Below are 25,500 nucleotides of genomic sequence, written 5' to 3' on the forward strand. Positions count from 1 at the left end.
TGGCCGGGCGCACCGCGTTCACCTGGGCAAGCGCGTCGTCAACGATGCAACGTCCTGTTCGGCCTCGCTCTGCGGGCAGAATCTTGGCGCGCTGCCAGTCCGAACGTCGTGGATGATCCGGGCGGCGTGTGCGCCTCTTTGCGACCACACGGCGCGGTGCGACTCTCGCGTCGCCGAGCCTCGTCCGCCCCGCGTTTCCAGCGACTGGTCCCCCCGCCGACTCCCCCGATCGACGACCTTGGCCTCTCCCTTCTCGACCCCCGACCTGCCCGCGTTGTTGCTCGTCCACCGCGTCTGCACGCCCGAGGTCCTCGCGGAACTCGAGCGCCGAGTGCGCGACGGGTGGATCCACGTCGGCACCCTACTCGTCTCCCGTGGAGTTCTCGACGCGACCCAGGTCGAGCGGGTCCTGGCACTTCAAAGGCGCAAGCCGACGCGCCGCTTCGGCGATCTGGTCGTCGAACTGAAGCTCGCCACGCTCGACGCGGTCGAGTCCGCGCTCGAGGAGCAGCGCGAGCGTTGTCCGCACCTGTTGGAACTCGTGCTCGCGGACGCTCGCTGCGACCAGGCGCGCGCCCTCGAGGTTCTGCGCGTCCACGTGCGCCAGCTCGAGGGGACCGTCGCGCAGTTCCTCGGCCTCGTGGATCCGTCGCCGGTCGACGGCGGCTGAAGGGGGGCGGCGCGCGACCGAACGGGCGCGGGCCGTCAAGTGGTCGCCAGTTCCTGCGCGCCGCGATCGGTGCACTGCACGATCCGGATCCAGTGATCGACGCGCGTTCGAGCCGGGCTGCAGGTTGTGGAGTCCTTGCAGCCGATACGAGCAGGATACACGGATAGGGTGTTCGCTTCAACCGAGCGCCCCTCGCCGCCCAGCGCGGGCAACGACTGGACCATCCATGACGACCGACGCCCGACGTACCGACGCCCGACTCGAGAACCTGCCGCTCGCAGCGATTCGACGCAGGTTGCACACGCTCGCGGAGCGCTCGAACGAAGAGCGCCGCACCGCGGAGTTCGTGCGGCAGGAGCTCGAAGCCTGCGAACCGGACGCCTTGGTGACCGAACTCGGCGGGCACGGTGTCGCGGCCGTGTTCGAAGGTCGCGCGGCCGGTCCGACGGTCCTGTTGCGTTGCGATCTCGACGCGCTCCCGATGGCCGGGACGCTCGACGTCGAGCACCGCGCGGACGATCCCGAGACCGCGCACACGTGCGGACACGACGGCCACATGACGGTGCAGATCGGCGTCGCGCGCGCGCTCGCGGAGCAGCGTCCCGAGCGCGGACGCGTCGTGCTCTTGTTCCAACCGGCGGAGGAGACGGGCGAAGGTGCGCGCGCCGTGCTCGACGATCCGCGCTTCGCCGAGTTGTCGCCGACGCGCGCGGTGGCCTTCCACAATCTTCCGGGGCGCCCGCTCGGCGAGGTCACGCTGCGCAACGGTCCTTTCGCCAGCGCGTCGGTCGGCATGATCGTCGAGTTGACGGGCGTCTCGTCCCACGCGGCCGAACCGCACATGGGGCGCAGTCCGGTCGCGGCGGCGGCGAACATCGCCCAGTCGATCCAGTCCGCGCCTCAGCGCGCCGCGGCGCTCGAGGAGAACGTGCAGGCGACGGTCGTCGGCATCGAAGTGGGCGGTCCGGCATTCGGCACCAGCCCGGGCAGCGGGCGCGTGATGGCGACGCTGCGCGCGCACACGTCGCAGGCGATGCACGCGCTGTGCGAGTACTGCGAACGGATGGCGCGCGGGCTCGCCGCGGGTCACGGACTCGAGTGCGACGTGACGTGGACCGAGCGCTTCCCGGCGACCGAGAACCATCCCGCCGTGGTGCGCGTCGTCGAGCGCGCCGCCCGTGCGAACGGGCTCGACGTGCGCCGGGCGGAGCATCCGTTCTCGTGGTCGGAGGACTTCGGCCACTTCACGAGCAGCACCTGCGGCGCGTTGTTCGGGCTCGGGTCGGGCGTCGACCAGCCGCCCCTGCACCACCCCGACTTCGACTTCCCCGACGACCTGCTCGAGCCGGCGGTGCGGCTGTTCGTGGCGGCGCTGCCCGAGTTGCTCGCGGACGAACTGCCCAAGCGTTGAGTCCGGCGCGCTGAGTCCGGCGCGCCGTGTTCGGCGCCGGGCGAAGAGCGGTCGGGGTGCGGTCGGTGCGCGACGCTGCCGGGGTGAGCTAGACTCGCGCCCTTCCCCGTCCGCTCGACCCGACGCCCGCCATGCTCTCCTTCCTTCTCGCCCTCGCGTGTTCCGCCTCCACGCCCGCCACCTTCCAGGAAGGGGCGACTCCCGCGACGCCGGTGACCGAGGCCGATGCGGCCGCCGAGCGCTTCGTCGCGTTCGCCGAAGCGGTGGAGGCCACGATCGCCGAGGGTGACCCGTCCTTCATGGCGTCGCACTTCGACGTCGGGGGCCTCGTCGCCATCATGGACGCCGGGCTCGATGCACCCGCCGACTACCGCGAGCCCTTCACCGAAGGGTTGGGGTCCAACTTCGATCTGGCGGCACAGATCGTCGGTGCCAACGCGCAGTTCGACGGGACCTACCGCTTCTTGCGACTGATGTCGGGCGAACCGACGCGCGCGCTCTTCCGGCTCGAGAGCAACAACGGACTCAACTACCACGAACTCCACCTGGTCGCGGACGCCGAGTCGGTGCGCATCGTGGACGCCTTCGTCTACGTCTCCGGCGAGTCGCTGTCGACCACGTTCAAGCGCGGCTACGTGGCCGGACTCGTCCAGTACGATCCGTCACTGGCGGACACGCTGCCGCCGACCCAGAAGAACTACCTCTCCACGCTCGGCGCCTTGCAGCGCATCAAGAGCGTGCTCGCATCGGACCCGGCCGCCGCACTCGCCATGTGGTCCGAACTCGATGCATCCGTGAAGTTCTTGCCCGAGTTCCTCGGAGCGCGGATCGCTGCTGCCTCGAACGTCGGTGAGAAGGAGTATCTGGCAGCGCTTCGCGATCTTCGCGAGCACTACCCCGATTCGCCGTCGATGAATCTGATGATGATCGACGCGTACCTCTTGCGCGGTGAGTTCGACCAGTCGCTGAAGTGCGTGGACGCGCTCGACGAACAGGTCGGCGGCGATCCGTACCTCGAGCTCATTCGCGCCAACATCCACCTCGCGGACGGGAAGTTCGAGCGCGCGGAGAAGAAGGTGCGACGTGCGATCGAACTGGATCCGCTCCTGGACTACTTGGCCCAGTGGAAGCTGATCGAGATCGGGCTCACGGCCGATCTCCACGAGCTCACCTTCGAGGGCCTTTCGTCGCTCGAGACCGACTACGGCATCGAGTGGATCGACCTGCGCACCGCGGCGGGCTACGAGTCGTTCGTGGCCTCGGAGCCCGGAAGGCGTTGGATCGAGCGCTGGCTCGCGGCGAACGGCGGCGGTCGCTGAACGCGTCCGAAGCCTGAACGCCGCCACGCGCCTCAGAACGTGCCGACGGTGAAGTCGAGCGCGTTCGTGGCGAAGAGCGCGCCGGTGATGTCGACCGATCCGCCCTGCACGCAGCCGGTGAGCCCGACGAACGCGCAGTCGTCGGGCACCGGCAGATCGAAGGGCTGGCCGGGCGTGGCGTAGTAGAGGTAGTTCGCTCCCGACAGGTCGCACAGCAAGGTGCCGACGGGGGAGGGCACGTTCGTTCCTACTGCGGTCAGCACGAGCACGTCGAGCACGGCACCGGGGACGAACGTCGTGTGGTCGATGCGCGGCGCCCAGGTCGAACCGAGCGCCGGGCCGTTGATCGAACTCGGCAAGAGGGCCGCCGGATTCGCGGGCACGCCTGTGCGCACCGTCTGCAGCGCGAGCGCCGGCGGACACGGCGGGTCGAACGTGATCACGAGGCTCGGCCGGTTCGCGGGCGTCGGGTTGTCGACCGAGTCGAAGCGCTTGGCGGACTGGTCGCCGCTCTCGTCGCCCAGGACGATCCATCCGTGGTCGGGGGCCGTGCCGTCGAGCCACGCCTGCACGTCCGCGACCAACGCCGGCGTCGAGGCCCACGTGTAGCGCCCGATCCCGCCCACCAGGGTCGACGCGCTCGCCGTCGCGACGAAGTCACCACCCGGCGTCGTCCACGCGTCGGTGGTGAAGAAGCGATAGCCCCACGTCGCATCACCCGTGAGCGCGATCGTGCCCTGGCCCTCGTTCCCGTCCGCGTCCGAACCCGCCGCGCCCCAGTCCTGCGTGAGGCGGTGCACGGCGACGAACGTGGCGCCCGCGGTCGACTTGCTCATCGTCAGTTCGAGTTCGACGCCGGTGATCGTCGCACCCGCCGGAAGGGCTGCGGCCACGTCGAAACGCACCGGCGCGCGCCGCAGGTCGAGTGCTCCCGTCGCGCCCGCGAACAGGTGCTGGCCCGCGCCGTTCGCCAGGCCTTCCGACTCGCTGTACAGCGTCGTGTCGGACGTGGGCGCGAGCGTGACCTCGTCCGCGGCCGCCAGCGGAGCGAGCAGGACGAACGCGGCGAGAACGGTGGGGGCGTGGAGCGGCGACATCGACGGAGGTTGGGGCGCGGTGGGGCGAACGGGGCGGGGAGGGGCGCGGCCAGGCTCGATCCGAAGGGCGCGCCCCGCCGACCGTTCGAGACTACCTCGGACGGGGCGCGGCCGCTCCTCGTGCGGACCGCGGCGAGTCGCGGCGCCACGGGCTCGCCACGGGTGCGCCAGGTGCGAGACCGTCGCGGCCACGAGCCTTGGAGCCGGCCCGGTCGCGGCGCAGGCTCCGGTCATGGAAGCCGAGAACGCGAAGTCGGGACGCCTCGGGGCCGTGTGGCGGCGAATCGGACGCAAGGGTCGGATCGCGCTCGGCGTCGTCGTGCTCGGCGCCGCCGTGCCGCTTTTGTGCGACGTCGTCGTCGGGAGTTCCGCGCGCGTCCACACCGATGCCGCGACCGTTCCGCCGTGTCGCGTCGCGCTGGTCCTCGGAACGGCGCCGACCGTGCACGGACGCCCGAACCTCTTCTACACCTACCGCCTGCGCGCGGCCGCGGACCTGTGGGAGGCCGGAGCGATCGACGGGGTGCTGGTCAGCGGCGACAACGGCAACGCCGACTACAACGAGCCCGACGCCATGCGCGCGGACCTCGTGGCGTTGGGCGTGCCGGCCGACGTCGTCACCTGCGACTACGCGGGCTTCCGCACGCTCGACTCGGTGGTGCGCGCGAAGGAGGTCTTCGGGCTCGAGCGCTGCATCGTGGTCTCGCAGCCCACGCACGCCGAACGGGCGGTGTACCTGGCTGCGGCCCACGGACTCGACGCGATCGCGTTCGGAGCGCGCGAACCGGGAGCGCGACGTGCGCGGGCGAAGTCGCGAATGCGCGAAGTGGCGGCGCGGACGCTGGCGGTGTTCGACGTGCTGCTCGGCACCGAGCCGAAGTTCCTCGGCCCGCCCGTCGAGGTCGCGACGCGCGAACGCGGCGTGCGCTGAGAGCGGCTCGGGGAGGCCTTCGGGCGCGGCCGCTGGCGCCGTTCCACCGGTCTCGATGGAACTTGCTAGGGTCGCGAGTCACGTCCGGCCGACGCCTCGTTCGCCGCGCTGGACGTCTGCCCGTTCGCCAACCCCGCCCAGGAGGATCCGATGGTCGCTTCGACTCGTCTCGCGTTCGCTCTCTTCCTCGCCTGCGTCGCACCGACCGTCGCGTCGGCCCAGACCGTCTGGACGGTCGAACCCGGCGGAGCACTCGATCAGATCCAGGCCGCCGTCGACCTGGCCGCCGACGGCGACGTGATCCTCGTGCGGCCCGGCGAGTACGCGACGTTCGACGTCGTCGGCAAGTCGCTCGTGATCCAGGCCGACCCGCACGCGTCGGTCCTGCACTTCGTCCTGCCGCCCCTGATCGGCACGCCCGACTTCGCCCTCGACGTGCGCGACATCGCGGCCGGCCAGAGCCTGGTGATCCGCGGACTCGACATCACGCTCTCGTACCGGGAGCCCGTTCCCGCCTGTTCCATCACGAACTGTGTCGGTGGCGTGCGCTTCGAGGACTGCACGTTCACGGCGTCCAACGGTGACGGCGTGGCGGTCGGTGGTTGTGCATCCGTCACCTTCACGCGCTGCACCCTCGCGTCGGACGCGCCGTTCCTGCCGAACAGCTCGACCGTGTACGAGCCCAACGCGGGCCTCCAGGTCGATCACTCGACGATCCACCTGTTCGACTGCGCGGTCCTCGGAAGCCACGGACACGACGCGTTCGGGTTCTTCGACACCCAGACCAGTGACGGCGGGCCGGGGATCGACGTTCAAGACGCCTTCGTGTTCGCGTCGGGCTCGGCGATCGAAGGCGGAGCCGGCGGCGGCGCGGGTGAGTTCGCCGTCGCGAGCTGCTTCGTGCTCAGCGACGGCGGCCCGGGCGCGGTCGTCGGCGGTCCCGCCGGGACGTCGCGCGTGTTCCTGTTCGACACCGAGGTGTCGGGCGGTGCCGGAGCCGTGCCGGAACCCGGCTGCACCGAACCCGCCGGTAGTCCAGGACCCGATCGCATCGTCCAGTCGGGCGTCGTGCTCGACCCGGCGGGGGAACGGCGCACGTTCGGCATGTCCTCGCCCGCGCGCGAGGGCGACTTCATCGAGTCGGTCTACTTCGGTGAGCCCGGCGACCTCGTCTTCCTGCTCGTCAGCGGCGGTGGCGCGCCCGGTGTGTTCGTCGAACCGTTCCTGGCCGTCACGCACCTCGATCCGCCGAGCCTGGTCATCACGCCGCGCGGTTCGCTCGACGGCACGGGGCTCTTGGTGCAGGACCTCGTCGCACCCCGGCTCGTGCCCGGTGCGCAGGCGCTCGGCGTGACCGCCCAGGCGCTCTTCGTGGATCCCCTCGGCGGCCTGTTCCTGAGTGGCCCGACGCACGTCGTTCTGCTCGACGCCGCCCTCTGACGCGGGCATCCTCGTCGCGATGGACCTCGACGAGACGACCTCCGCCTACCACGAAGCGGGCCACGTGCTGATCGCGCACCTGCTCGGTGGCGAAGTGCTCGAGACGACGCTCGAGACCGAACTCGACGGCCATCGCGGCCACACCCAGGTCGCCTGGCGCGGACTCGCGTCGCGCGACCTGGCGCGCGCGTCGGCGTTCGTGGCCCTGGCCGGACCGATCGCCGAGACCCTGTGGCGCGGCGAGGAGCCGCACGAGGAGTCCTTCGGCGCCTGGGCCTCGGACTGGAGCGAGGTGGAGTCGGCCCTCGACGCCGTGGCCGAGGAGGAGGAACGCGAGCGCGTGCGGTCCCACTGGATCGCGACGGTCGTCGCCCACCTGCGCGATCCCGCGTCCTGGGAGCTGTTGTGCCGCGTGGCCGACCACCTCGAGGCCCACGGGACGCTCGATCGCGACCTGCTCGCCGACGTCCTGCCCTAGGCGGCCGAGCTGGCGTCGCGTTCGGCCCCTCGCCACCGACCGGGTTCCGCGCCGACCTCGGGGCGGCACGCGGTGGTAGATTTGAACGCGCTGCTCCGCCCAGCGGTGCGCGGTGCTCGAAACCGCCTCCTCCCCGACCGCTGTCCGTTCGGTCCCGCCCACTGCCCGTCGGTGAGGCCCGAGTTCGCCGGACGCGCGCGATCCCCCCGTCGCGTCTCCCCCCAACAACGCGTCCGGCAGCGTGGTCTTCACCTCCCAGATCTTCCTCTTCTACTTCCTGCCGCTCGTGCTGGGAGTCTTCTACCTGCTGCCGGTGCGGGGGAGGAACGCGTTCCTGACGCTTTGCAGCTACGTGTTCTACGGCTGGTGGAGCCCGTGGTTCGTGGCGCTGATGCTCGCGTCCACGGTGATCGACTGGTACTGCGGCATCGCGATCACCGCGCCGGGCGCCAGCGAACGACAGCGCAAGGCCGGCGTGTTCGTGTCGATCGCCGCGAACCTCTCGCTGCTCGGGTTCTTCAAGTACTTCGTCTTCGCCCAGGAGACGCTGAACCGCCTGATCGAGGCCTTCGGCGGCGAACCGACGGTACTGCTGTACATCGTGCTGCCGGTCGGCATCTCGTTCTACTCGTTCCAGTCGATGTCGTACTCGATCGACCTGTATCGAGGGCACGCGGAGCGCGCGAAGAACTTCACGGACTTCTCCTGCTACGTCTCGATGTTCCCGCAGCTCGTCGCGGGGCCGATCGTGCGCTACCAGGAGATCGCCGAGCAGCTGCACGAACGGCCGCAGCGGGGCGAGCTGTTCGCGCGCGGCGTGCTCAACTTCGCGACGGGCTTCAGCAAGAAGGTGCTGATCGCGAACACGATGGGGGACGTGGCGGACCTGTGCTTCGGCGCGGGTTCCATCTCGCCCGCCGTGGCCTGGTTCGGGGTGCTCGCCTACGCCTTCCAGATCTACTTCGACTTCTCGGGCTACTCGGACATGGCGATCGGGCTGGGCCAGATGCTGGGCTTCCAGCTGCCGATCAACTTCCGCTCGCCCTATCGCGCGGACAGCATCACGGACTTCTGGCGGCGCTGGCACGTCTCCCTGTCCACCTGGCTGCGCGACTACCTGTACATCCCGCTCGGCGGCAACCGCGGCGGCACGCTCCTGACCTATCGCAACCTGCTGCTGACGATGTTGCTGGGTGGTCTGTGGCACGGCGCGCAGTGGACGTTCATCGTCTGGGGCGCGATCCACGGCCTGTCGCTGGCGGCCGAGCGCGTCGTGGGCAAGAAGGCCTTCTACGGCGCCCTCCCGCACCCGCTGCGCGTCGGAGCGACGTTCGTGCTGGTACTGATCACCTGGGTCTTCTTCCGCGCCGTCGATCTCGAGAGCGCGTTCGACTACCTGGGCGCGATGTTCGCCGGCGCCGGATCCCCCGAGGCCGCTGCGGTCCTCGCCGGGCGCGTCTTCGAGCCCGTGTACCTGGTCGTGCTGGCGGTCGCGGCGGCCATCACCTGGACCGGCGTCGAGACCGAGCGCCTGGTCGAGCGCGCCACGCGCAGTTCGGCCCTGTCGCTGGGGATCCTGCTGCTGTTCGCGTTCGCGGTCGTCGCGATGTTCTTCCAGGCCGAGAACCCGTTCCTCTACTTCCAGTTCTAGCGCCATGTCGTCGAAGCTGACCACCGGGCTCTTCCTGGCCCTCATCTGTGGCGTGCCCGTCGTGCAGGCGGGGCTCGAACTCGCGCGCGGGGAGGACGTGCAGGCGCTCGAGGTGTTCGGGCCGATCGAGGAGTCGCGACTGCGCGCCTACGAGGACGATCTGCGCGCGGCGTCGTTCCTGCACCGGGACGTGGCGCCCTGGTTCCAGGCGCTCGAGCTGTTCGGCTTCGCCCACGGCAACGAGCGCGCGACGGTCGGGGACGACGGGTGGCTGTTCTTCGACGAGAACCTCGACTACGTCACCGGCGCGGCGCTCGACGCCGAGCGCCAGGCGGCGATCCGCGACACGATCGACGACTTCGGTCGCCAGTTGGCGGAGCGCGGCGTCGAGCTCGTCCTCGTGCCCCTGCGCGCCAAGGTCGCGGCCCAGCCCCAGCACTTCGCCTCGTCCACGCGCGAGCTCGTCTCGGCCGAGAACCCCGCGGCTCGAGGTCTGCTCGACTCGATCACCGGCGCGACGGTGTGGGATCCCTTCACCGGTCCCGCGCCCACCTTCATGCCGCGCGACACGCACTGGGATCCGGCCACGATGGCGCGCACCGCTCGCAGCGTCGCCAAGCTCGTGGAGGTGCGACTCGCTGCCAAGGGCGACGCACTCGTCGCTCGCCGCACCTGGACGACGGAGCCTGCGTCGGCCGCCGTCGTGGGCGACCTGGCGACGATGCTGCGCCTGCCCGAAGGCCTGACGCCCTGGGCGCCGATGGAGGTCGATCTCGAACGCGTCGTGGATGCGCGGAGCGGTGCGGCGTTCGCGCCCGAGCGCGGGGCCGAGGTCCTGTTGCTCGGCGACAGTTCGACGCTGGTGTTCAGCGACGCGCGCCTCGAGGCGGGGACGGGCGCGGGCTTCGGCGAGCACCTCGCCGCCGCGCTCGGCGCACCCGTCGACGTCATCGCCCTGGCGGGTGGTTCCGCCCGTGCGGTGCGCGAAACCTTGGCACGCCGCGCCGACGGGCTGGCCGGCGCGAAGGTCGTCGTGTGGCAGATCTCGATGCGCGACTTCGCCGGCGACGCGTCGAAGTGGGAGCGCGTCGAGCTACCGGCCGCGGGCGCGAGCGGCGCTCGGGTCTCGGACGGCGGCCCGTTCCACGTGCGGGCCGAGTTGGTCGAGGTCACGCGCATCCCGTCGGAGTTCGAGTACGAGCTGTGCCTGGGCATCCACGAGTACCGCGTGCTCGAGGTGCTCGACGGCGCTGCGCCCGACGGCCCGCTGTGGGTCGCGCACACCGTGGTCGAGGACTTCGAACCGACCGCCAAGGCCGGCTACCAGGTCGGCGACGTGCACGAGCTGTGGCTCGAGGACGTGGCCCGGCACCACGACCTCGAGTCCACGTCCTGGATGGACGCGACCGAGTCGGATCCGCGCGCCGTGATCTGGTTCGCGATCGATCCGAACGCGGGGCCGCGGGCGGACGCCACGGCACCGACGGATCTCACGGCGGATCTCACGGCGGATCTCGCGACGGATCTCGCGACGGATCCGGGCACGCCGCCCGGGACCGAACTCGATCCGGTCCGCCTGACCGTGAGTCCGGCCGTCGAGGCGGCGCGCGCCGAGACGCGGCGCCTGCTCGAGGAGCGCATCGCCGGCCTCGAGCGCAGCGGCCTCGGCGACGAGCTGGTCGCCAGCGTCTCCGAACAGCTCGACGCCGCCCCCGACGCCATCTGGTTCGGAATGGGCGGCTGGAACCTCGGACGCATCGAGCTCGGCTTCGTGCGCAGCATGAACTCGCACGTCGGCGGCGACCCGGAACGCCCCGTGCGCGGACTCGACTTCGACGACGAGGACCACCCGATCCACGCCATCGAGTACTACGCGAAGACGCTCTCAGAGCACGGGATCACGCTGCTCGTGGTGCCCGTGCCGAACCGCGTGCAGGTCCAGTCCGACCTGATGCCGAACGTCGGTGCCGATCCGAACCTCTTGGGTGGCGACCTGGCGACGCCGCAGCTCCTGCTCGAGATGGCGCGGCGCGGGATCGACGTCGTGGACCTCTACCCGCGCTTCGCCGAGGCACGTCTCGCGGACAGGGCCGCCGGTCGCGAGCGCACGCTGTTCCAGGACTACAACGCCCACTGGAGCCCGCGCGGCGTGCGCATCGGTGCCCAGCTGGTCGCCCAACGCATCCGCGCGCTGCCCTGGTTCGAGCAGGGTCCGCTGGTGGAGGGCACGGACTTCGAGATCGTCTTCGAGGAGCGACGCAGCACCGCGCCGCAGTACGGCGACGCGCCCGAGGAGCAGCAGCTGATGCCCTTCGACCGCGTGTTGCGCCCGAACGGACGGCGCCTGCTCGAGCGCGACCAGAGCAGCCCGATCCTCGTGATGGGCGACAGCTACGCCGGCATGTACAACGCCGAAGGCGCGGACATCTGTAGCCATCTGATCGCCGAGCTCGGCCACCCGGTCGACTACATCACCGTCTCGAACGGCGGTGCGAACTCGGTCTGGCAGTCGCTGGCGCGGCGCGGCGACAACCTCGCGGGCGTGAAGGTCGTCGTGTGGAACGTGAGTCGGTCGGTGCTCGACGCGCGCGACATGCGCACGGTCGACCTGTTCGGGGAGTGAGCGCGGCGGCGGTACGGCGGTACGGCGGACGGTGTCACCTACCGGTCCCGGTGCGGTGTCGGACCCCACTCGGTCGGTCGGCCGCGGAAGTGGGTCAGACCCCGTGCCGCGGGGTGTCGTCGGCCTCGCCCGTCCGGGGCAGGTAGCTGAGCGCCTGGGCCAGCGCGTCCTCGAAGCTGAACCCCTCCTTGGCCCGCGCCGCCAGATCGAGGCCGACGCGCTGGAACAGGAGCATCGCCGCACGCAGTAGGGCGGGAGCGAAGGCACGCAGCTCCGTCTCGATCGCCTGCACCACCTCGGGACCCTGGTCGGGGCTCTCGATGTCGTGTCCGCCGGCGAGCAGCGTGACCTGGATCAACTGCTCGGCCATCCACTCGCGGTCGTGGACCTGCTGCGGCGAGCCGACCATGACCGAGAACAGGCCCGTGACCATCTTCTGATGGCGCTCGTCGAGTTCGGCCAGTGCCGCGCGCGTGTCGGCGGGAGTGGGGGCGGCCGGTGAGGGGGAGGAGGGCGTGGACATCGGCGGAGTCTAACGGGCGGATCGAACGGTTCCGGCGGCGTGCACCCAGGTGCTCGGGCGCGGCTTCGGAGACGGCGATTCGCGCGCGGCGCACGATCAGCGCCAGCGGGAGCGAGAAGAGCCCCGGCCCGCGAGGTGCCGGGGCTCTCCGGAGAGCGAGGTCCGAAGTGCCTCTGCCGGTGTGCGCAGCGAGTCGAAGCACCACCGGTCGATGAGGTCAAAGTAGCTGCCGATTGCTGCGTGCGAGTTGGCGGCCTGCAAAGGCTCGGAAAGGCCTGCGCCCGAGCGATGCAGCGGCGCCCTCAGAGCCCCGCGAACTTCACGATCTGCCTGTTGCGCTTCTTGAGCGTCGTCTCGAGCGCTTTCACGGCCTTCGCGAGCGCCTCGGCGTCGTTCGCGATCAGCGCCGTCCGCAGTGCGACGTGCGCCTCCTGCACCTGCTCGTCGTCGGCCGCGCCGTCGAGCAGGTAGGCCACCACCAGACCGGCCTCGTGGTAGAGCCGCGTCGAGTCCTCGATGTCCTCGAGGCTGAGTTCGAAGTCGAAGACCTTCGCGAGCGATCGCAGGCCCTCGCCCTCGCGCAGTTCCTCGAACGCGAACTCGCGCAGGTCCCAGGGGTTCGCGCCGGCGACGCTCGCGTCCACCTCGGGGTTGGGCAGGAAGCGCTCGACGTACGACGCGGCGCCGTAGCGCAGCCAGCGCGGCAGGCGCTTCTCGGCCCAGAACTGCTGACTGAAGGCCTGCATGTCGATCATGTCGTCGGGACCGACGAACAGACCGACGGTGTGCCACGAGAAGTCGATCGCGTCGACGAAGCTCTGCGCCGCGGACCACCGCACCCAGAACGGGCCCCAGGCCGAGGCGGGATCGTCGGCCGCGGACCAGTAGCTGACGCCGCGACCGAGATAGCGACCGGACAGCTGCGAACCCACGGGCGCCGCGATCTGAGCCGCGTCGCAGAAGTACGCGCCGTGCAAGGACGAGAAGCCCTCGGAGTCGGCCCAGGTGCCGCCGGCCGCCGCGTTGTACTGCGGGAGGCCGTTGACCACGAGCAGGTCGGGGCGGTGCTTCGGTTCGACGCCGAACAAGCGCACGAGGTGGTCGTGCGTGCGGTCCGCGTGCCAGCGCGCGAGGTTGGCCGTCGCCCACGGGCACGTGCTGTACACCACGAAGTGCTCGCCCGTGAGGATCCAGGGTGTCGACGGGGTGGCGTGGTAGGTGTCCGCCGCAGCCATGTCGAGCCACTCGTCACCGCACTTCCACTTCGTGGCGGCCCATTCGTCGAAGTCCTCGGGCGCGATCCAGCTCGTGTCGTCGGCGCGGAACTGGTGCCCGGCGGCTTCGAGTTCAGCGGCGACGCGCGCCTCTTCGACGCGCACCGGGTCGACCCACTCGCCGCTCTCGTCGCGCACGAATCCCATGCGCAGGTAGGGGATCTCGTCCTCGGAGACCCACTGGTCCATGTAGCGCACGAGGCCCTTCGCCTTCATGCGCGCGGCCTCTTCACGCTTGTAGCGCGAGAGTTCCACGTAGCTCTCGAACCAGCGCCCGTCGTAGAACTCGTGGCGCAGGGCCTTGCGCGCGATCGCGTTGTCGGTGTCGATCTCGATCACGCGCTCGAACACGCGCTTGGCGTCGGCGGTCCGCTTGGCCTCGTCGTACCCCGTCGCCAGCTCCAGGAGCGCTTCGACGTCGGTGCCCGCGGCCTCGATCGCTTCGTCGACCTCGTCGAGCGCGACCGTTCGAGCAGATCCTCGAGGCGCGCCCGTCAGGTCGACGGTCGGCGGAGCACTGAAGGGGGACTCGAGGGCGACGAGGCTGAGCAGGGCAAGAGTGATCATCGTGGGCAGGATCGGGCGTCGGTTCGCTCCAGGACGGTCGGCGCCCCAGCAGCGCACATCCTACCGGGTGCTCGCCGGTCGGGGCGGTCGCGGGTGACCGTGGGGGGGGCGCGCGGATCGCACGGGCGACGGAGATCCGCTCCGGCTGTCCTGGTGGCCGTTCCGTAGGTAGCTTGCGTGGGACGGCGTGACGGCGGAACGGAGCCACGAGAGGACATGAGCGAAGAAGCCGAGGACGAAGAGAAGAACGACGCCGCCGACATGCCCCAGGATCCGGGGCGGTCCGTGCTGCAGATCCTCGGCGAACGCACCGGTGAGACCCCACGCGTCAACCTCCGCGACGAGGACTCGGCCAGCATCGCCGCTCCGGTCATCGATCCCAGTTCGCGCGAGAAGCTCTCCGTCCCCAAGGGGCGCGGCAACTACCAGCTGATGGGGGAGATCGCGCGCGGCGGAATGGGTGTGGTCCTCAAAGGGCACGACACCGATCTCGGTCGCGACATCGCCGTCAAGGTGCTCGACAAGCGCCTGTGCGAGCGAGCCGACGTGCTGCAGCGCTTCGTCGAAGAGGCGCAGATCGGCGGACAGCTCCAGCACCCGGGCATCGTGCCGGTCTACGAGCTCGGCCTGATGGAGGACGAGCGGCCCTACTTCACGATGAAGCTCGTGAAGGGGCGCACGCTCGCCGCGCTCCTCGCCCAGCGCGAGACGCCCGACGCCGATCGCGGCCGCCTGCTCGACATCTTCGAGTCCGTCTGCCAGACGCTGGCCTACGCGCACTCGCGCGGCGTGATCCACCGCGACCTCAAGCCGGCCAACATCATGGTCGGCGCCTTCGGCGAGGTGCAGGTCGTCGACTGGGGGCTCGCAAAGGTCTTGGTGCGCGGTGGCACGGCCGACGAGCGGCGCGCGCGCGAGGCGCACAGCCACCTCACGATCCTCGAGACGGTGCGCAGCGAAGGCTCGGGCAGTGGGACGCAGTCGCTCGTGGGGTCCGTGCTGGGCACGCCCGCCTACATGCCACCGGAGCAGGCGAGCGGCCAGGTGAATCGCCTCGACGAGCGCGCCGACGTGTTCGCCCTCGGCGCGATCCTGTGCGAGATCCTGACCGGACTGCCGCCCTACGTCGGCAACACGAGTGAAGTGATCCAGGCCGCATCGCAGGCGGAAGTGGACGACGCGTTCGGACGTCTCGACGCCTGTGGCGCCGACGAGATCCTGGTCAAGCTCGCGAAGCAGTGCCTGATGGCCGCTCCCGCCGCGCGTCCCGCCGACGCGGGGGTGCTGGCCGAACGGGTGCACGCCTACGTCATCTCGAAGGAGGAGCGCGCGCACCGCGCCGAGGTCGAGGCGGCCGCAGCACAGGCGAAGGCCCAGGAGGAGCGCAAGGCGCGACGGCTCACGGCGGCGCTCGGCGCGGCCGTCGTGGCGATCGTGCTGGTGGCGAGTGGGGGCTGGCTGTGGGTGCAGAACGAGCGTTCGGAACAAGACCGCATCGAGACCGAGCGCCTGCGCGCGGAGGCTCAGCGCGACCAGGAACTGAGCACGGACATCAACGCGGCGCTGAACGAAGCGGCCTTGCTCGAGGGCGGAGGGCGATTCGACGCTGCCGTCGTCGCGGCCGAACGCGCTCGCGCCCTGGCGGAAGGTGGTGGCGCGAGCGCCGAACTGCTCGCCAGCGTCGGCGCCACGTTGGACGAGTTGAACGCGGCGCTGGCAGAGTCGCGCGCGCGCGAAGAGCTGGCCCTCGACACGGCGCGTCTGGTGGAGGAGTTGCGACAGGCCGCTCTGCCCGACCTGCAGACGTCGAACGACGACCAGGATCGCCTCTTCGCCGAGGCGTTCCGCTCCCACGGCATCGATCTGGACGCAGGTTCGATCGAAGAGGCGGCCGAGCTGCTGTCGCGCCGTGGAATGGGAGCCGAGGTCGCACTCGAACTCGACACCTGGCGCGAGGTGCGGCGTCTGAGGTTCGACAAGGACGGTGCGCTGCGCCTGCTCGACATCGCCCACCTGCTCGATCCCGATCCGGACCGGGCCCACCTGCGCGAAGCCATGGCGGCGCGCGATCTGGACGAGCTGCGCTACCTGGCGAGCCTCGACTTCGCGGACCAGCCCGCGAGCACCTTCGCGTTGCTCGCACGCTGTTTCCTGCGCCTCGGCGAACGCGAGCTTTCGCGCTCGGTCTACCGCCAGGGCGTCGAGCGGCACCCGAACGATCTGCGGCTCAACTACATGCTCGCCGCCAACATGAGCCCGACCATCGGCGAGCCCCAGAACGACGGTGACCGCTACGAGGCCGAGCGATTGTGGGGTGCGGCCTTGGCCATCGACCCGAGGAGCAGCATGGCGCGCTACGGGCTCGGATTGGTGCTGCGCGAGACGGGGCGCCGCGAAGAGGCGATCCGCCAGTTCGAGATGGCGCTCGAACTCGATCCGAGCTTCACAGCGTGCACCTACCGCATGGCGGAGGACTTGGCGCGACTGGGCCGTCGGGACGAAGCGCGCGTGCTGTTCCAGTCCATCGTGGACGAGGCGGCTCTCGACGCGAGTTGGGAGCCGGGCTGGTCGTACTTCTGGCTCGCGGTCCTGGACGTGGACGACGGGAACATCGCTGGCGGCGTCGCCCTGGCGCGGGCGGCGATCGAGTCGCGCGTCAGCGCCGGACAGACGGTCCGGGTCGCCCTCGTCTGGCCGTTCGTGTTGGCAGCCTCGCGCACCACGGACCTGGTACACCTCGAGGAAGCGCACGAGTTCCTGCGCAGCGAGTTCACGGGTTTCGCGCCGGGTTACGCCCACTACGTAGGTGTGCTGATGACGGTGGCCGCGAACTTCGGCGAGTCGACGATCCGCGACCCGGTCGCGCCCGAGGTCGCGGCGGACCTCTTCGAACATGCGGCGCTGGTCGGAGCAGAGGGTCTGGAGCTCGATCCCGACGACCCGGCTCTGTTGGTGGCGACGGGAATAGCCCTGGTGCTGGCGGGGGACGGCGACGGCGCGTTCGAGACCTTGGAGCTCGCCGACGCCCTCGACGACGAGGACGAGCCGGAGGTCTGGTTCGGGCTGTCGATCGCAAGTGGACTGCGTGGCGAGGACGACCTCGCACGCGACTGGTACCTACGGGGTGTCGCGACGATGGCGACCGAGCGTCCCGATCCGGACGATCGGCGCACGTGGCTGCGCGGCGAGGCGGCGCGCCGGTTGGGACTCGAGTAGGAACGGGAACGCGGGCGCCTGCGCGCGTGGCCGTCGCGGTGAACGCGCGAGGGGAGCGAGGCCCGGTCCCGAATGGACCGAGAGCCTCGCTCCCCTCGTCGGTGAACGGCGCGTGCCGTTCATCCAGCGCGGTTCAGCGCGCGATGTCGAAGCGGTCCAGGTTCATGACCTTGGTCCAGGCGGCGACGAAGTCCTCGACGAAGCGGGGCTCGGCGTCGTCCGTGGCGTAGACCTCGCAGATGGCGCGCAGCTGCGAGTTCGAGCCGAACACCAGGTCGACCGCGGTGGCGGTCCACTCGGTCTCGCCGGACTCGCGGCTCGTGCCCTCGTACATGAAGGCGCCCGCGTCGGACTTCTTCCAGACCGTGTCCATGGAGAGCAGGTTGCGGAAGAAGTCGTTCGACAGCGTTCCCGGACGGTCGGTCAGCACGCCGTGCTTCGAACCACCCTGGTTGGCACCCAGCACGCGCAGGCCACCGACGAGAGCGGTCATCTGCGGCGCGCTCAGCGTCAGTTGGTTGGCGCGGTCGACCAGTTCGACCTCGGGACGGCGGACGTTGCGGGCGCCGACGTAGTTGCGGAAGCCGTCGGTGCGCGGCTCGAGCGCGTCGAACGACTCGACGTCGGTCATCTCCTGGGTGGCGTCGGTGCGGCCCGGGGTGAAGGGCACCTCGATGTCGTGACCGCCGTTCTTCGCGGCCATCTCGACGCCGACGTTGCCGCCCAGCACGATCAGATCCGCGAGCGACACGCGCTTGTCACCGGCCTGGGACTCGTCGAAGTCCTTCTTGATGCGCTCCAGCGTGCCGAGCACCTTCGCCAGCTGCGCCGGATCGTTCACCGCCCAGTCCTTCTGCGGCGCGAGGCGCAGGCGTCCGCCGTTGGGACCTCCGCGCTTGTCGCTGTCGCGGTAGGACGCGGCGGCGGCCCAGGCGGTCGAGACCAGCTGGGAAACCGTCAGGTCCGACTTCGCGATCGCGTTCTTCAGCGCGGCCACGTCGCGCGCGTCGATCTGCGCGTAGTCGGCGTCCGGGATCGGATCCTGCCACAGTTGGGCGGGGGCGACCTCCGGGCCGAGCAGACGGGCGACCGGACCCATGTCGCGGTGCGTCAGCTTGTACCAAGCACGCGCGAAGGCCCTGTTGAACTCCTCGGGGTTGTCGCGGAAGCGCTTCGAGATCGGACCGTAGATCGGATCCATGCGCAGCGCGAGGTCCGTCGTGAGCATGATGGGCTTGTTCATCTTGCCCTCGATGTGCGCGTCGGGGACGTTCGCCGTTCCGTCCGTCGGCGTCCACTGGTGCGCGCCGGCCGGGCTCTTCGTCAGCTCCCAGTCGTACTTGTAAAGGTTCTCGAGGTAGCCGTTCGACCACGTGATCGGAGTCGACGTCCACGCGCCTTCGAGACCGCTCGTGATGGTGTCGGCGCCCTTGCCCGAGCCGTACGAGTTGCTCCAACCGAGGCCCTGTTCCTCGAGGCTGGCGGCCTCCGGCTCGGGACCGACGTTGCTGGCGGGAGCCGCACCGTGCACCTTGCCGAGCGTGTGACCGCCGGCGATCAGCGCCACGGTCTCCTCGTCGTTCATCGCCATGCGCGCGAACGTCACGCGGATGTCCTTGGCGGCGGCGAGCGGGTCGGGATTGCCGCCCGGGCCTTCGGGGTTGACGTAGATCAGACCCATCTGGACCGCAGCGAGCGGGTCCTCGAGCTCGCGGTCGCCGGAGTAGCGCTCGTTGTCGGCGAGCCACTCGCCCTCGGCGCCCCAGTAGATGTCGTTCTGCGGCTCCCACACGTCCTCGCGACCGCCGGCGAAGCCGAACATCGGAAGGCCCGCGTTCTCGAACGCCACGTTGCCCGCGAGGACCATGAGGTCCGCCCAGGAGATGCTCTGTCCGTACTTCTGCTTGACCGGCCACAGGAGGCGACGCGCCTTGTCGAGGTTCGCGTTGTCCGGCCAGCTGTTCAGCGGAGCGAAGCGCTGGGTGCCGTCGGCCGAACCGCCGCGGCCGTCGGTCACGCGGTAGGTGCCGGCGCTGTGCCAGGCCATGCGGATGAAGAGCGGGCCGTAGTTGCCCCAGTCGGCCGGCCACCAGTCCTGCGAGGTCGTCATGACCTTCTCGATCTCCGCCTTCACCTCGGCCAGGTCGAGGCTGTTGAACGCGGTGGCGTAGTCGAAGTCGGCGCCGAGGGGATCGGCGGCGGGCGAGTTCTGGTGCAGGATCGACAGGTCGAGGCGGTTCGGCCACCAGTCGTCGTTCGAGTAGGCGTCGTCCTTCATCGGAGTCTGGGCCTCGACGGGAGCGGATGCCGGACGGGTCGAGCTGGTGAGCTGCATCCCCGTGATCGGGCAGGTGCCGGTCGACTCCGAGAGAGTCGTGGTCGCGTGCGGCGCGTGGGCGTTCGCCGGGGCCTGCGCGGACGTCTGCGTTCCCGCGGGGGCGGAGGGGTTGGCGCAGCTGCTGGCGGCGGCGCACATCAGCGCGAGGCCCGACAAGCGGGCGAGGTGCGTGGCGGAGTTCATCGTGGTTCCTGGGGTCGGTTGGTCACGTCGTCGCTCGCGCTCCAGGGAGTGCGGGTCGTCGAGCGTGGAGGGGTCGCGGACCGCGAGGTCCACGTGGTCGTTGCGGGGGCGTCGAAGTCGTGGGGGGCGTCGAGCAGTGCGGCGTCGCGCCTGCGTCCGCGCCCGAGGCTTCGGGTGCGAACGGCGCGCAGATGCGACGTGCCGGGGGTCGGCCACGAGCGGGGATCCGGTTCGCAGCCCGCGCGCGCGACGAGGCTCGAGTCGTCGGAGGTCGTCGCCCGTTCGAGCGGAGCTGCAGCCGCACCTTGCGCCTGGGTGATGATCTTGGTTGAAGAGTCACTCCAGCTCCAATCGGAATCGCCTATCACGGCGTTCGAGCCTCGCTCTCATTGGCGCGCCCGTTCGACCCGTCGTGCACGGAGTCGATGACGAAACGCGCGCCGCCCGCGTCCTTCGGGCCAAGAGGGCAACAACTGAACGGCTTGTTACCTCTCGGTACGGAGTCTCGCGGTACGGAGTCCGACCCCACACCGTCGATCCACCGACGAATCGTGTGCGGCCCGAATCCTCGGTCGATCGACGAGCGGAGTCCGACCCCACACGGTCGACGCCGCACGGCCCAGCAGCCCTATGCTGATCCACATGTGGAACCTCGGCCGCACGCCCCTCCTCTCTCTCGTCGCTCTGGCCCCGATCGCCCTGGCGCAACCGGCGCAGGCCGACGAGCCGCTCCGCGTCCTGTTCCTCGGCAACAGCTACACGCAGGTGAACGACCTGCCGGGGCTGCTCGAACAGCTGGCCGCGTCGCTCGGACGCACGCTCGAAACCGATCGCAACACGCCCGGTGGCAACACGCTCGGCGTGCCCCAGGGCAACGGCGGTCAGCACGTGTCGAACCCGGTCAGTCTGCAGAAGATCGCGAGCGGCAACTGGGACGCCGTCGTGCTGCAGGACCAGAGCACGATGCCGACGATCCAGGCCATGCTCGACACGTACACGCGACCGGCCGTTCAGTCGCTCGAGTCGGACGTGCGCGCGGCGAGTCCCGCGGCGCGCGTCGTGCTGTACATGACGTGGGGCCGCGAGAACGGAGGCGGGCCGTTCTGCGTGGGGAGCGCGTGCAGTCCGGCGTTCGGGGACTTCGACGCCATGCAGTCGAGCCTCGCCGCGGCCTACGCGAGCCTGGCGGAGACCGCCGTCGATGCCGAGGTCGCGCCGGTCGGACTCGCGTGGCAGCGGCACCTGGGCGGCGCCCAGCCCGCCGATCTGTTCGCAGCCGACGGCAGCCACCCGAGCCTCGCCGGCAGCTACCTCGCCGCCTGCGTCTTCTACGCGCGGCTGTTCGACGCCTCGCCGGTGGGGGCGCCGTTCACCGCCGGTCTCGCGCCGGCGGACGCGCTCGCCCTTCAGATCGACGCCTGGGAGGCGGTGCAGCAGTACGACTGCGGCACGCGCCGGATCGTCGACGGCCTGTTCGATCTCGAGCTCGTCGGCGGAGGCAGCATCGGTGCGCTGGCGCGCTTCCGCCTCAGCGGTCCGTTCGGCCCGGTGCCGGTGGCGGTCTTCGCGATCTCCGCGCTGCCAGCCGCGATCCAGACGCCGGGCGGACAGGTCGGGATCGATCTGGGCGCCCTGCTCGTCGGGCCCGTCGTCGTCACCCCACAGGCTCCCGCCGCGGCGGCCGCGTTCGGCGTCGCCGTCCCGGCCGATCCGGCGCTCGTCGGACTCGAGCTCTACGTCCAGGGCGCCGCGTTCGAAGCGGGTGGCTTCGTGCTCGGCGACGCGCTCGAATGGCGCCCGTGTCCTTGAGGAAAGAGCGGGCTGCTGCGGCGTCGCGCGCGGTCGAGCGCGCGCCCTCGTCACTCACGCAGCGCCTGACCGACCGACGTCGCCAGCGTCCGGCGCGCGCTCCGGCCGTCGGGCTGAACCAGGAGCCGGCCGACGCACCGGCCGCCGAACCCGCTCGTGCGCCGCGCGCCCGTCCGGCGTAGAGTCGCTCGCCTCCCCATGGTGCAGTTCCAGGACTACTACGACGTGCTCGGCGTCGCGCGCGATGCGGACGCCGAGGCCGTCAAGAAGGCCTACCGCAAGCTCGCGCTGAAGTGGCACCCCGACCGCCACCAGGGTGACGGGAAGGACGCGGCCGAGGCGAAGTTCAAACAGGTCAGCGAGGCCTACGAGGTCCTCTCCGACCCGACCAAGCGCGCCAAGTACGACCGCTTCGGCGAGCAGTGGGAACAGGGTCAGGAGTTCGACCCGGGTCCCGGTCAACGCACGATGACGCCCGAGGAGTTCGAGGCGGCGTTCGGCGGATCGGGCGGCTTCTCGGACTTCTTCCAGGAGATGTTCGGCGGCCAGTTCCGCGACCAGTTCCGCGCAGAGGGGCGCAGCGAGTCCCAGCGACACGCGCGCTACCAGTACCGCGGACCGGACGTGCGCGCCGAGCTGCGCCTCTCGATCTCGGAGGCGCTCGCGGGCGGGAAGCGCGGCTTCGAGATTCCCGCGCGCGTCAGCTGTCCGAGCTGCGGCGGAACGGGCTCGATGGGCCAGCACGTCTGCCCAACCTGTGCCGGCGTCGGTCAGGTGCGCACGATCAAGAAGGTGAACCTCACGATCCCCGCCGCGGTTCGCGACGGCTTGAAGCTGCGCCTGCGCGGACTCGGCGAGCCGGGCGAGGGTGGCGGCGAGAACGGCGACCTGCACCTCGTCCTGCGGCTCACCGACGACGACACGTACCGCCTGGTCGGGAGCGACCTGGAAGCGCGCGTGACGTTGCCGCCCTGGGACGCGGAAGCGGGCGCGAAGGTCGACGTCCGCACGGCGCGTGGGACGGCGACGGTCACGGTGCCGTCGGGTTCGCGCTCCGGTGCGCGACTGCGGCTGCGCCACCAGGGCTTCGCGGACCGCAAGAGTGGTCACGGCGACTGCATCGTGCGCATCGAGCTGGACCTGCCTCGGACGCTCAGTGCTCGCCAGCGAGCGCTCCTGCTCGAACTCGCCGCGGAGGCTCACACCGACGCCGCCGGTTCGACCGACTCCGCCGACGCGCAGGAGGCTCCTCGTGCGTGACGCGCCCCTGCGAATCGACGGCGAGCTGTACCTGCGGCTCGAGACCGTCGCCGAGATCTACCGGGTGCGCGTCGCCTGGTTGCACGAGGTCTGCGACCACGGCCTGTTGGGCGACGTCGAGCACGAGGGCGCGTCGATCTGCGTCGCCGCCGTGCAGCTCGATCGAGTGGCGACGATCGTGCGACTGCACCACGCGCTCGGGCTCGAACTCGCCGCGATCGTCCTCGCGCTCGACGAAGACTGAGCCGCGCTACAGGGCGTCTCACGTCGTTGCGGTGCCACGCGCCGACGTGCGCTCTCGGACCTGTGTTCCGTCGATCGCGCTTCTTCGTTCGACGCAGGAACCACACGCGGTGACGTGCCTGGGGACCATGCGCTCTGTGGCTGGAAGTGGCTCAGAGGCCGGTTCGTTCTGCTGATGTTCGGCGAGAGCGTGGCGGGAGCGAAGCGTTGCGCCCCGACGGAAGCACATCGGTAACCCGGAGCAGCGCGCGTCGGTACCTGATCCCGAGGACCGCGTTCCACTCGCACCAGGTCCGAGGAGTTCGAGCCGTGCCTTCGTCGGTGCACGCCGCTCCGACGCTGGTGTGGACGCAACGACCGCCATGTACCGATCCGTTCTTCGACTGTGTGCTCTCGTACTCGCCGCGACGTCCATGTGCGCGACGCCGTCGTTCGCTCAAGGACCTCCGGCGCCGGTCCGGGGGCAGTGGGGGCAGAGCGTCGCCGAGCTCTTCGCTCTCTGGGAAGCGCCGAGTTCGGACCGGATCGTCTGGTTCTTGCCGGGCGGCGGCTGGCAGCAGTCCGGGCCCCAGGACTTCGGGCTCTCGTCCGACACCCCGACGCCGTTCCTCGCCGACATCCTCGCTTCGGGGACGACCGTCGGAACGATCAGTTACCGCACGTCCGCATTCCCTCTTCCCGAGTTCAGCATCGGCGATCTCGTCGCCTTCTCGAGGCGCGACCCGAACTCAGACGCGGACGGTGACGGACAGGCGGACGGCATCGGTCTGGGCAAGAAGGAGGTGATCCTGGTCGGGCGCTCAGCCGGCGCATACATGGCGCTGTTCAACGGCATCGTCGAGTCGGATCCGCTCCGTCGCGCAGATCGCGTGGTGACTCTCCAGCTGCCGGCGCCGATGTGGACGCTCTACGATCGGTTCGAGTCGAACCCGGTCTTCCTGCACTTCGGCTCCATCGTCGTGGGAGCGATCGATCCACTCATGCTGAGCTTGAGCAGTTCGGCGGCCTGGCCGTTCCTGGTTCGAAACCTTGGCAACCAGACCGAGTTCTTCCTGATCGGAAGTTCGAAGGCGCTGGAGTTCCCCGTGCCGACGTTGATGGATCTCGGCGTTCCGCTCCCGTGGGGGTCGCTCCGGCTTCCGGAGGACATCCACCCTTCGACCGCTCCAGCGCTCCAGGACGTGGCCATGAGGTTGAAGGGGTATCGGGTCCAGTTCGTCGAGACCTTCCTGACAGGTCGGGACCCGATGACCGAGGCGTTGACGCGTGCGATCGCGCCATGACCGGGTGAATCGAGGCGGGACCGATGGCGCCGGGCACCTTCTGTCCAGCGGCGACCCTACTCGTGCGCGGCGCAGCATGTCCGTGTGCTCCCCCTAGGCAGGTCCGTTAATGTGCCCGCATGACAGCGCCCGCCGCCTCGTTCCCTCTCCGCGCCTCGACCTTCGCCACGTTCACCGTCGCGAGCTTCGCGGTGCTCGTCGCAGGATGCCGGGCCACCGTTCCCGCGCCTGCGGTCACCGGCCCGGTCCTCGAGGTCGGGGATGCGCGCTACGAGTGGATCGAGGACTGGCCGGTCTATCCCGACGGCTTCGAGCTCGGCAACACCCACGGCGGGATCGTCGTCGCCAGTGACGGGCGCATCCTCTTCAACACCGATCGCGAGCACGCGGTGGTGGTCGTCGGACCGAACGGCGACGTGGTCGACGAGTGGGGGAGCGAACTCGCCGGCGGGCTGCACGGGATGGTGCTCGCGTCCGAGCCCGACGACGCCGGCGCGTGGCGCGAAGTCCTGTACCTGGTGCACACCGGGCGCAGCGAGCTGATCAAGGCCACGCTCGACGGTGAGATCCTGTGGCGCCGCGGCTGGCCGGAGGAGTCGGGGCTCTACGAGAACGCGAACCAGTTCAACCCGACCGCGATCGACGTGGCGCCCGACGGCACGATCTACGTGGCCGACGGCTACGGCTTCCAGTGGGTGCACCTCTTCGCTCCGGACGGTCGCTACCTCGAGTCGTTCGGTGGTCCGGGCACGGACGACGGCCAGTTCCGGACGTGCCACGGTCTCGCCATCGACGCGAGCGGCGAGGAACCCGAACTCTGGGTGGCCGATCGCGAGAACGGGCGGCTGCAGGTCTTCGGCCTCGGTGGACAGCACCTACGTACCGTGCGCGACCACTTCCGTCGGCCCTGTTCGGTCGTGCGCGGTCCCGATGGACAGCGCGTCGTCGCCGATCTCGCCGGGCGCGTCACGCTCCTGCACGAGAACGGCTCGCTGATCGGGCACCTGGGCGATCAGCCCGACGAGGCGAAGCGCGCGAACAACGGCGTCCCGCCCGAGGAATGGATCGACGGCGAGTTCGTGGCGCCGCACTTCGCCACGTTCGACGAGGACGGAAACATCTACGTGCTCGACTGGGTGTCGGCGGGCCGGGTGACGAAGCTGCGACGCATGCGGTGAAGCGCG

The 25,500-nt window shown here is 70.3% G+C and carries 18 protein-coding genes; 14 read left to right on the forward strand and 4 right to left on the reverse strand.

Annotated elements, in window-relative coordinates; all coding sequences use genetic code 11:
• The first annotated feature begins 238 nt into the window (after positions 1 to 238).
• From Pla163_RS05130 to Pla163_RS05145, 3 genes are all read left to right on the forward strand, one after another.
• On the forward strand, positions 239 to 670 hold the full coding sequence (locus Pla163_RS05130) for a hypothetical protein (protein ID WP_145184575.1): 432 nt from the start codon (positions 239 to 241) through the stop codon (positions 668 to 670).
• A gap of 226 nt (positions 671 to 896) precedes the next feature.
• Positions 897 to 2,081: an amidohydrolase gene (locus Pla163_RS05135; RefSeq protein WP_145184578.1), complete on the forward strand. Its 1,185-nt coding sequence runs from the start codon at positions 897 to 899 to the stop codon at positions 2,079 to 2,081.
• 131 nt (positions 2,082 to 2,212) lie between these two features.
• On the forward strand, positions 2,213 to 3,400 hold the full coding sequence (locus tag Pla163_RS05145) for a hypothetical protein (protein WP_419186339.1): 1,188 nt from the start codon (positions 2,213 to 2,215) through the stop codon (positions 3,398 to 3,400).
• 32 nt (positions 3,401 to 3,432) lie between these two features.
• Here Pla163_RS05145 and Pla163_RS05150 read toward each other — a convergent pair whose 3' ends face one another.
• Positions 3,433 to 4,497 carry a DNRLRE domain-containing protein gene (locus Pla163_RS05150; RefSeq protein ID WP_419186340.1) on the reverse strand — a complete coding sequence of 355 codons (1,065 nt, stop codon included), beginning with the start codon at positions 4,495 to 4,497 and terminating at the stop codon, positions 3,433 to 3,435.
• Between the two features lie 232 nt (positions 4,498 to 4,729).
• Between Pla163_RS05150 and Pla163_RS05155 the strand changes: the two genes are divergently transcribed.
• From Pla163_RS05155 to Pla163_RS05175, 5 genes are all read left to right on the forward strand, one after another.
• Positions 4,730 to 5,428 (forward strand): SanA/YdcF family protein, encoded by a 699-nt coding sequence (locus Pla163_RS05155; protein ID WP_145184590.1) that lies wholly within the window; start codon positions 4,730 to 4,732, stop codon positions 5,426 to 5,428.
• A 150-nt stretch (positions 5,429 to 5,578) separates the two neighbouring features.
• On the forward strand, positions 5,579 to 6,868 hold the full coding sequence (locus Pla163_RS05160) for a right-handed parallel beta-helix repeat-containing protein (protein ID WP_145184593.1): 1,290 nt from the start codon (positions 5,579 to 5,581) through the stop codon (positions 6,866 to 6,868).
• A gap of 19 nt (positions 6,869 to 6,887) precedes the next feature.
• A complete protein-coding gene (locus Pla163_RS05165) occupies positions 6,888 to 7,346 on the forward strand; it encodes a hypothetical protein (RefSeq protein WP_145184596.1) in 459 nt (152 codons plus the stop codon).
• 241 nt (positions 7,347 to 7,587) lie between these two features.
• Positions 7,588 to 8,997, forward strand: coding sequence for an MBOAT family O-acyltransferase (locus Pla163_RS05170; RefSeq protein WP_145184599.1), 1,410 nt, complete (start codon positions 7,588 to 7,590; stop codon positions 8,995 to 8,997).
• 4 nt (positions 8,998 to 9,001) lie between these two features.
• The gene (locus Pla163_RS05175) at positions 9,002 to 11,620 is read left to right on the forward strand and encodes an alginate O-acetyltransferase AlgX-related protein (RefSeq protein WP_145184603.1); all 2,619 of its coding nucleotides are present in this window, start codon (positions 9,002 to 9,004) and stop codon (positions 11,618 to 11,620) included.
• 94 nt (positions 11,621 to 11,714) lie between these two features.
• Here Pla163_RS05175 and Pla163_RS05180 read toward each other — a convergent pair whose 3' ends face one another.
• Together Pla163_RS05180 and Pla163_RS05185 are read right to left on the reverse strand one after the other, a co-directional pair.
• Positions 11,715 to 12,143, reverse strand: a complete 429-nt coding sequence (locus tag Pla163_RS05180) for a hypothetical protein (RefSeq protein ID WP_145184607.1) — start codon at positions 12,141 to 12,143, stop codon at positions 11,715 to 11,717.
• A gap of 302 nt (positions 12,144 to 12,445) precedes the next feature.
• Positions 12,446 to 13,984, reverse strand: coding sequence for a hypothetical protein (locus tag Pla163_RS05185; protein ID WP_145184610.1), 1,539 nt, complete (start codon positions 13,982 to 13,984; stop codon positions 12,446 to 12,448).
• Positions 13,985 to 14,200: 216 nt separating this feature from the next.
• Between Pla163_RS05185 and Pla163_RS05190 the strand changes: the two genes are divergently transcribed.
• Positions 14,201 to 17,200 (forward strand): protein kinase domain-containing protein, encoded by a 3,000-nt coding sequence (locus tag Pla163_RS05190; protein WP_145184614.1) that lies wholly within the window; start codon positions 14,201 to 14,203, stop codon positions 17,198 to 17,200.
• A 133-nt stretch (positions 17,201 to 17,333) separates the two neighbouring features.
• On the opposite strand, the gene katG is transcribed toward Pla163_RS05190, so the two are convergent.
• Positions 17,334 to 19,721, reverse strand: coding sequence for a catalase/peroxidase HPI (katG, locus tag Pla163_RS05195; RefSeq protein WP_145184617.1), 2,388 nt, complete (start codon positions 19,719 to 19,721; stop codon positions 17,334 to 17,336).
• A 642-nt stretch (positions 19,722 to 20,363) separates the two neighbouring features.
• On the opposite strand from katG, the gene Pla163_RS05200 reads away from it, so the two are divergent.
• The 5 genes from Pla163_RS05200 (at position 20,364) to Pla163_RS05220 (ending at position 25,494) form a co-directional block, all read left to right on the forward strand.
• Positions 20,364 to 21,530, forward strand: a complete 1,167-nt coding sequence (locus Pla163_RS05200; protein ID WP_145184620.1) for a DUF4886 domain-containing protein — start codon at positions 20,364 to 20,366, stop codon at positions 21,528 to 21,530.
• Between the two features lie 198 nt (positions 21,531 to 21,728).
• Positions 21,729 to 22,790, forward strand: a complete 1,062-nt coding sequence (locus tag Pla163_RS05205) for a DnaJ C-terminal domain-containing protein (protein WP_145184623.1) — start codon at positions 21,729 to 21,731, stop codon at positions 22,788 to 22,790.
• Positions 22,783 to 23,034: a chaperone modulator CbpM gene (locus Pla163_RS05210; RefSeq protein ID WP_145184626.1), complete on the forward strand. Its 252-nt coding sequence runs from the start codon at positions 22,783 to 22,785 to the stop codon at positions 23,032 to 23,034. Before Pla163_RS05205 ends, Pla163_RS05210 begins: the two co-directional genes overlap by 8 nt.
• 361 nt (positions 23,035 to 23,395) lie before the next feature.
• Positions 23,396 to 24,316, forward strand: a complete 921-nt coding sequence (locus Pla163_RS05215) for a hypothetical protein (protein WP_145184629.1) — start codon at positions 23,396 to 23,398, stop codon at positions 24,314 to 24,316.
• A 119-nt stretch (positions 24,317 to 24,435) separates the two neighbouring features.
• Positions 24,436 to 25,494, forward strand: coding sequence for an NHL repeat-containing protein (locus Pla163_RS05220; protein ID WP_145184632.1), 1,059 nt, complete (start codon positions 24,436 to 24,438; stop codon positions 25,492 to 25,494).
• The last annotated feature ends 6 nt before the right edge of the window (positions 25,495 to 25,500 follow it).

The organism is Rohdeia mirabilis (genome assembly GCA_007750655.1).
Taxonomy (GTDB): domain Bacteria; phylum Planctomycetota; class UBA1135; order UBA1135.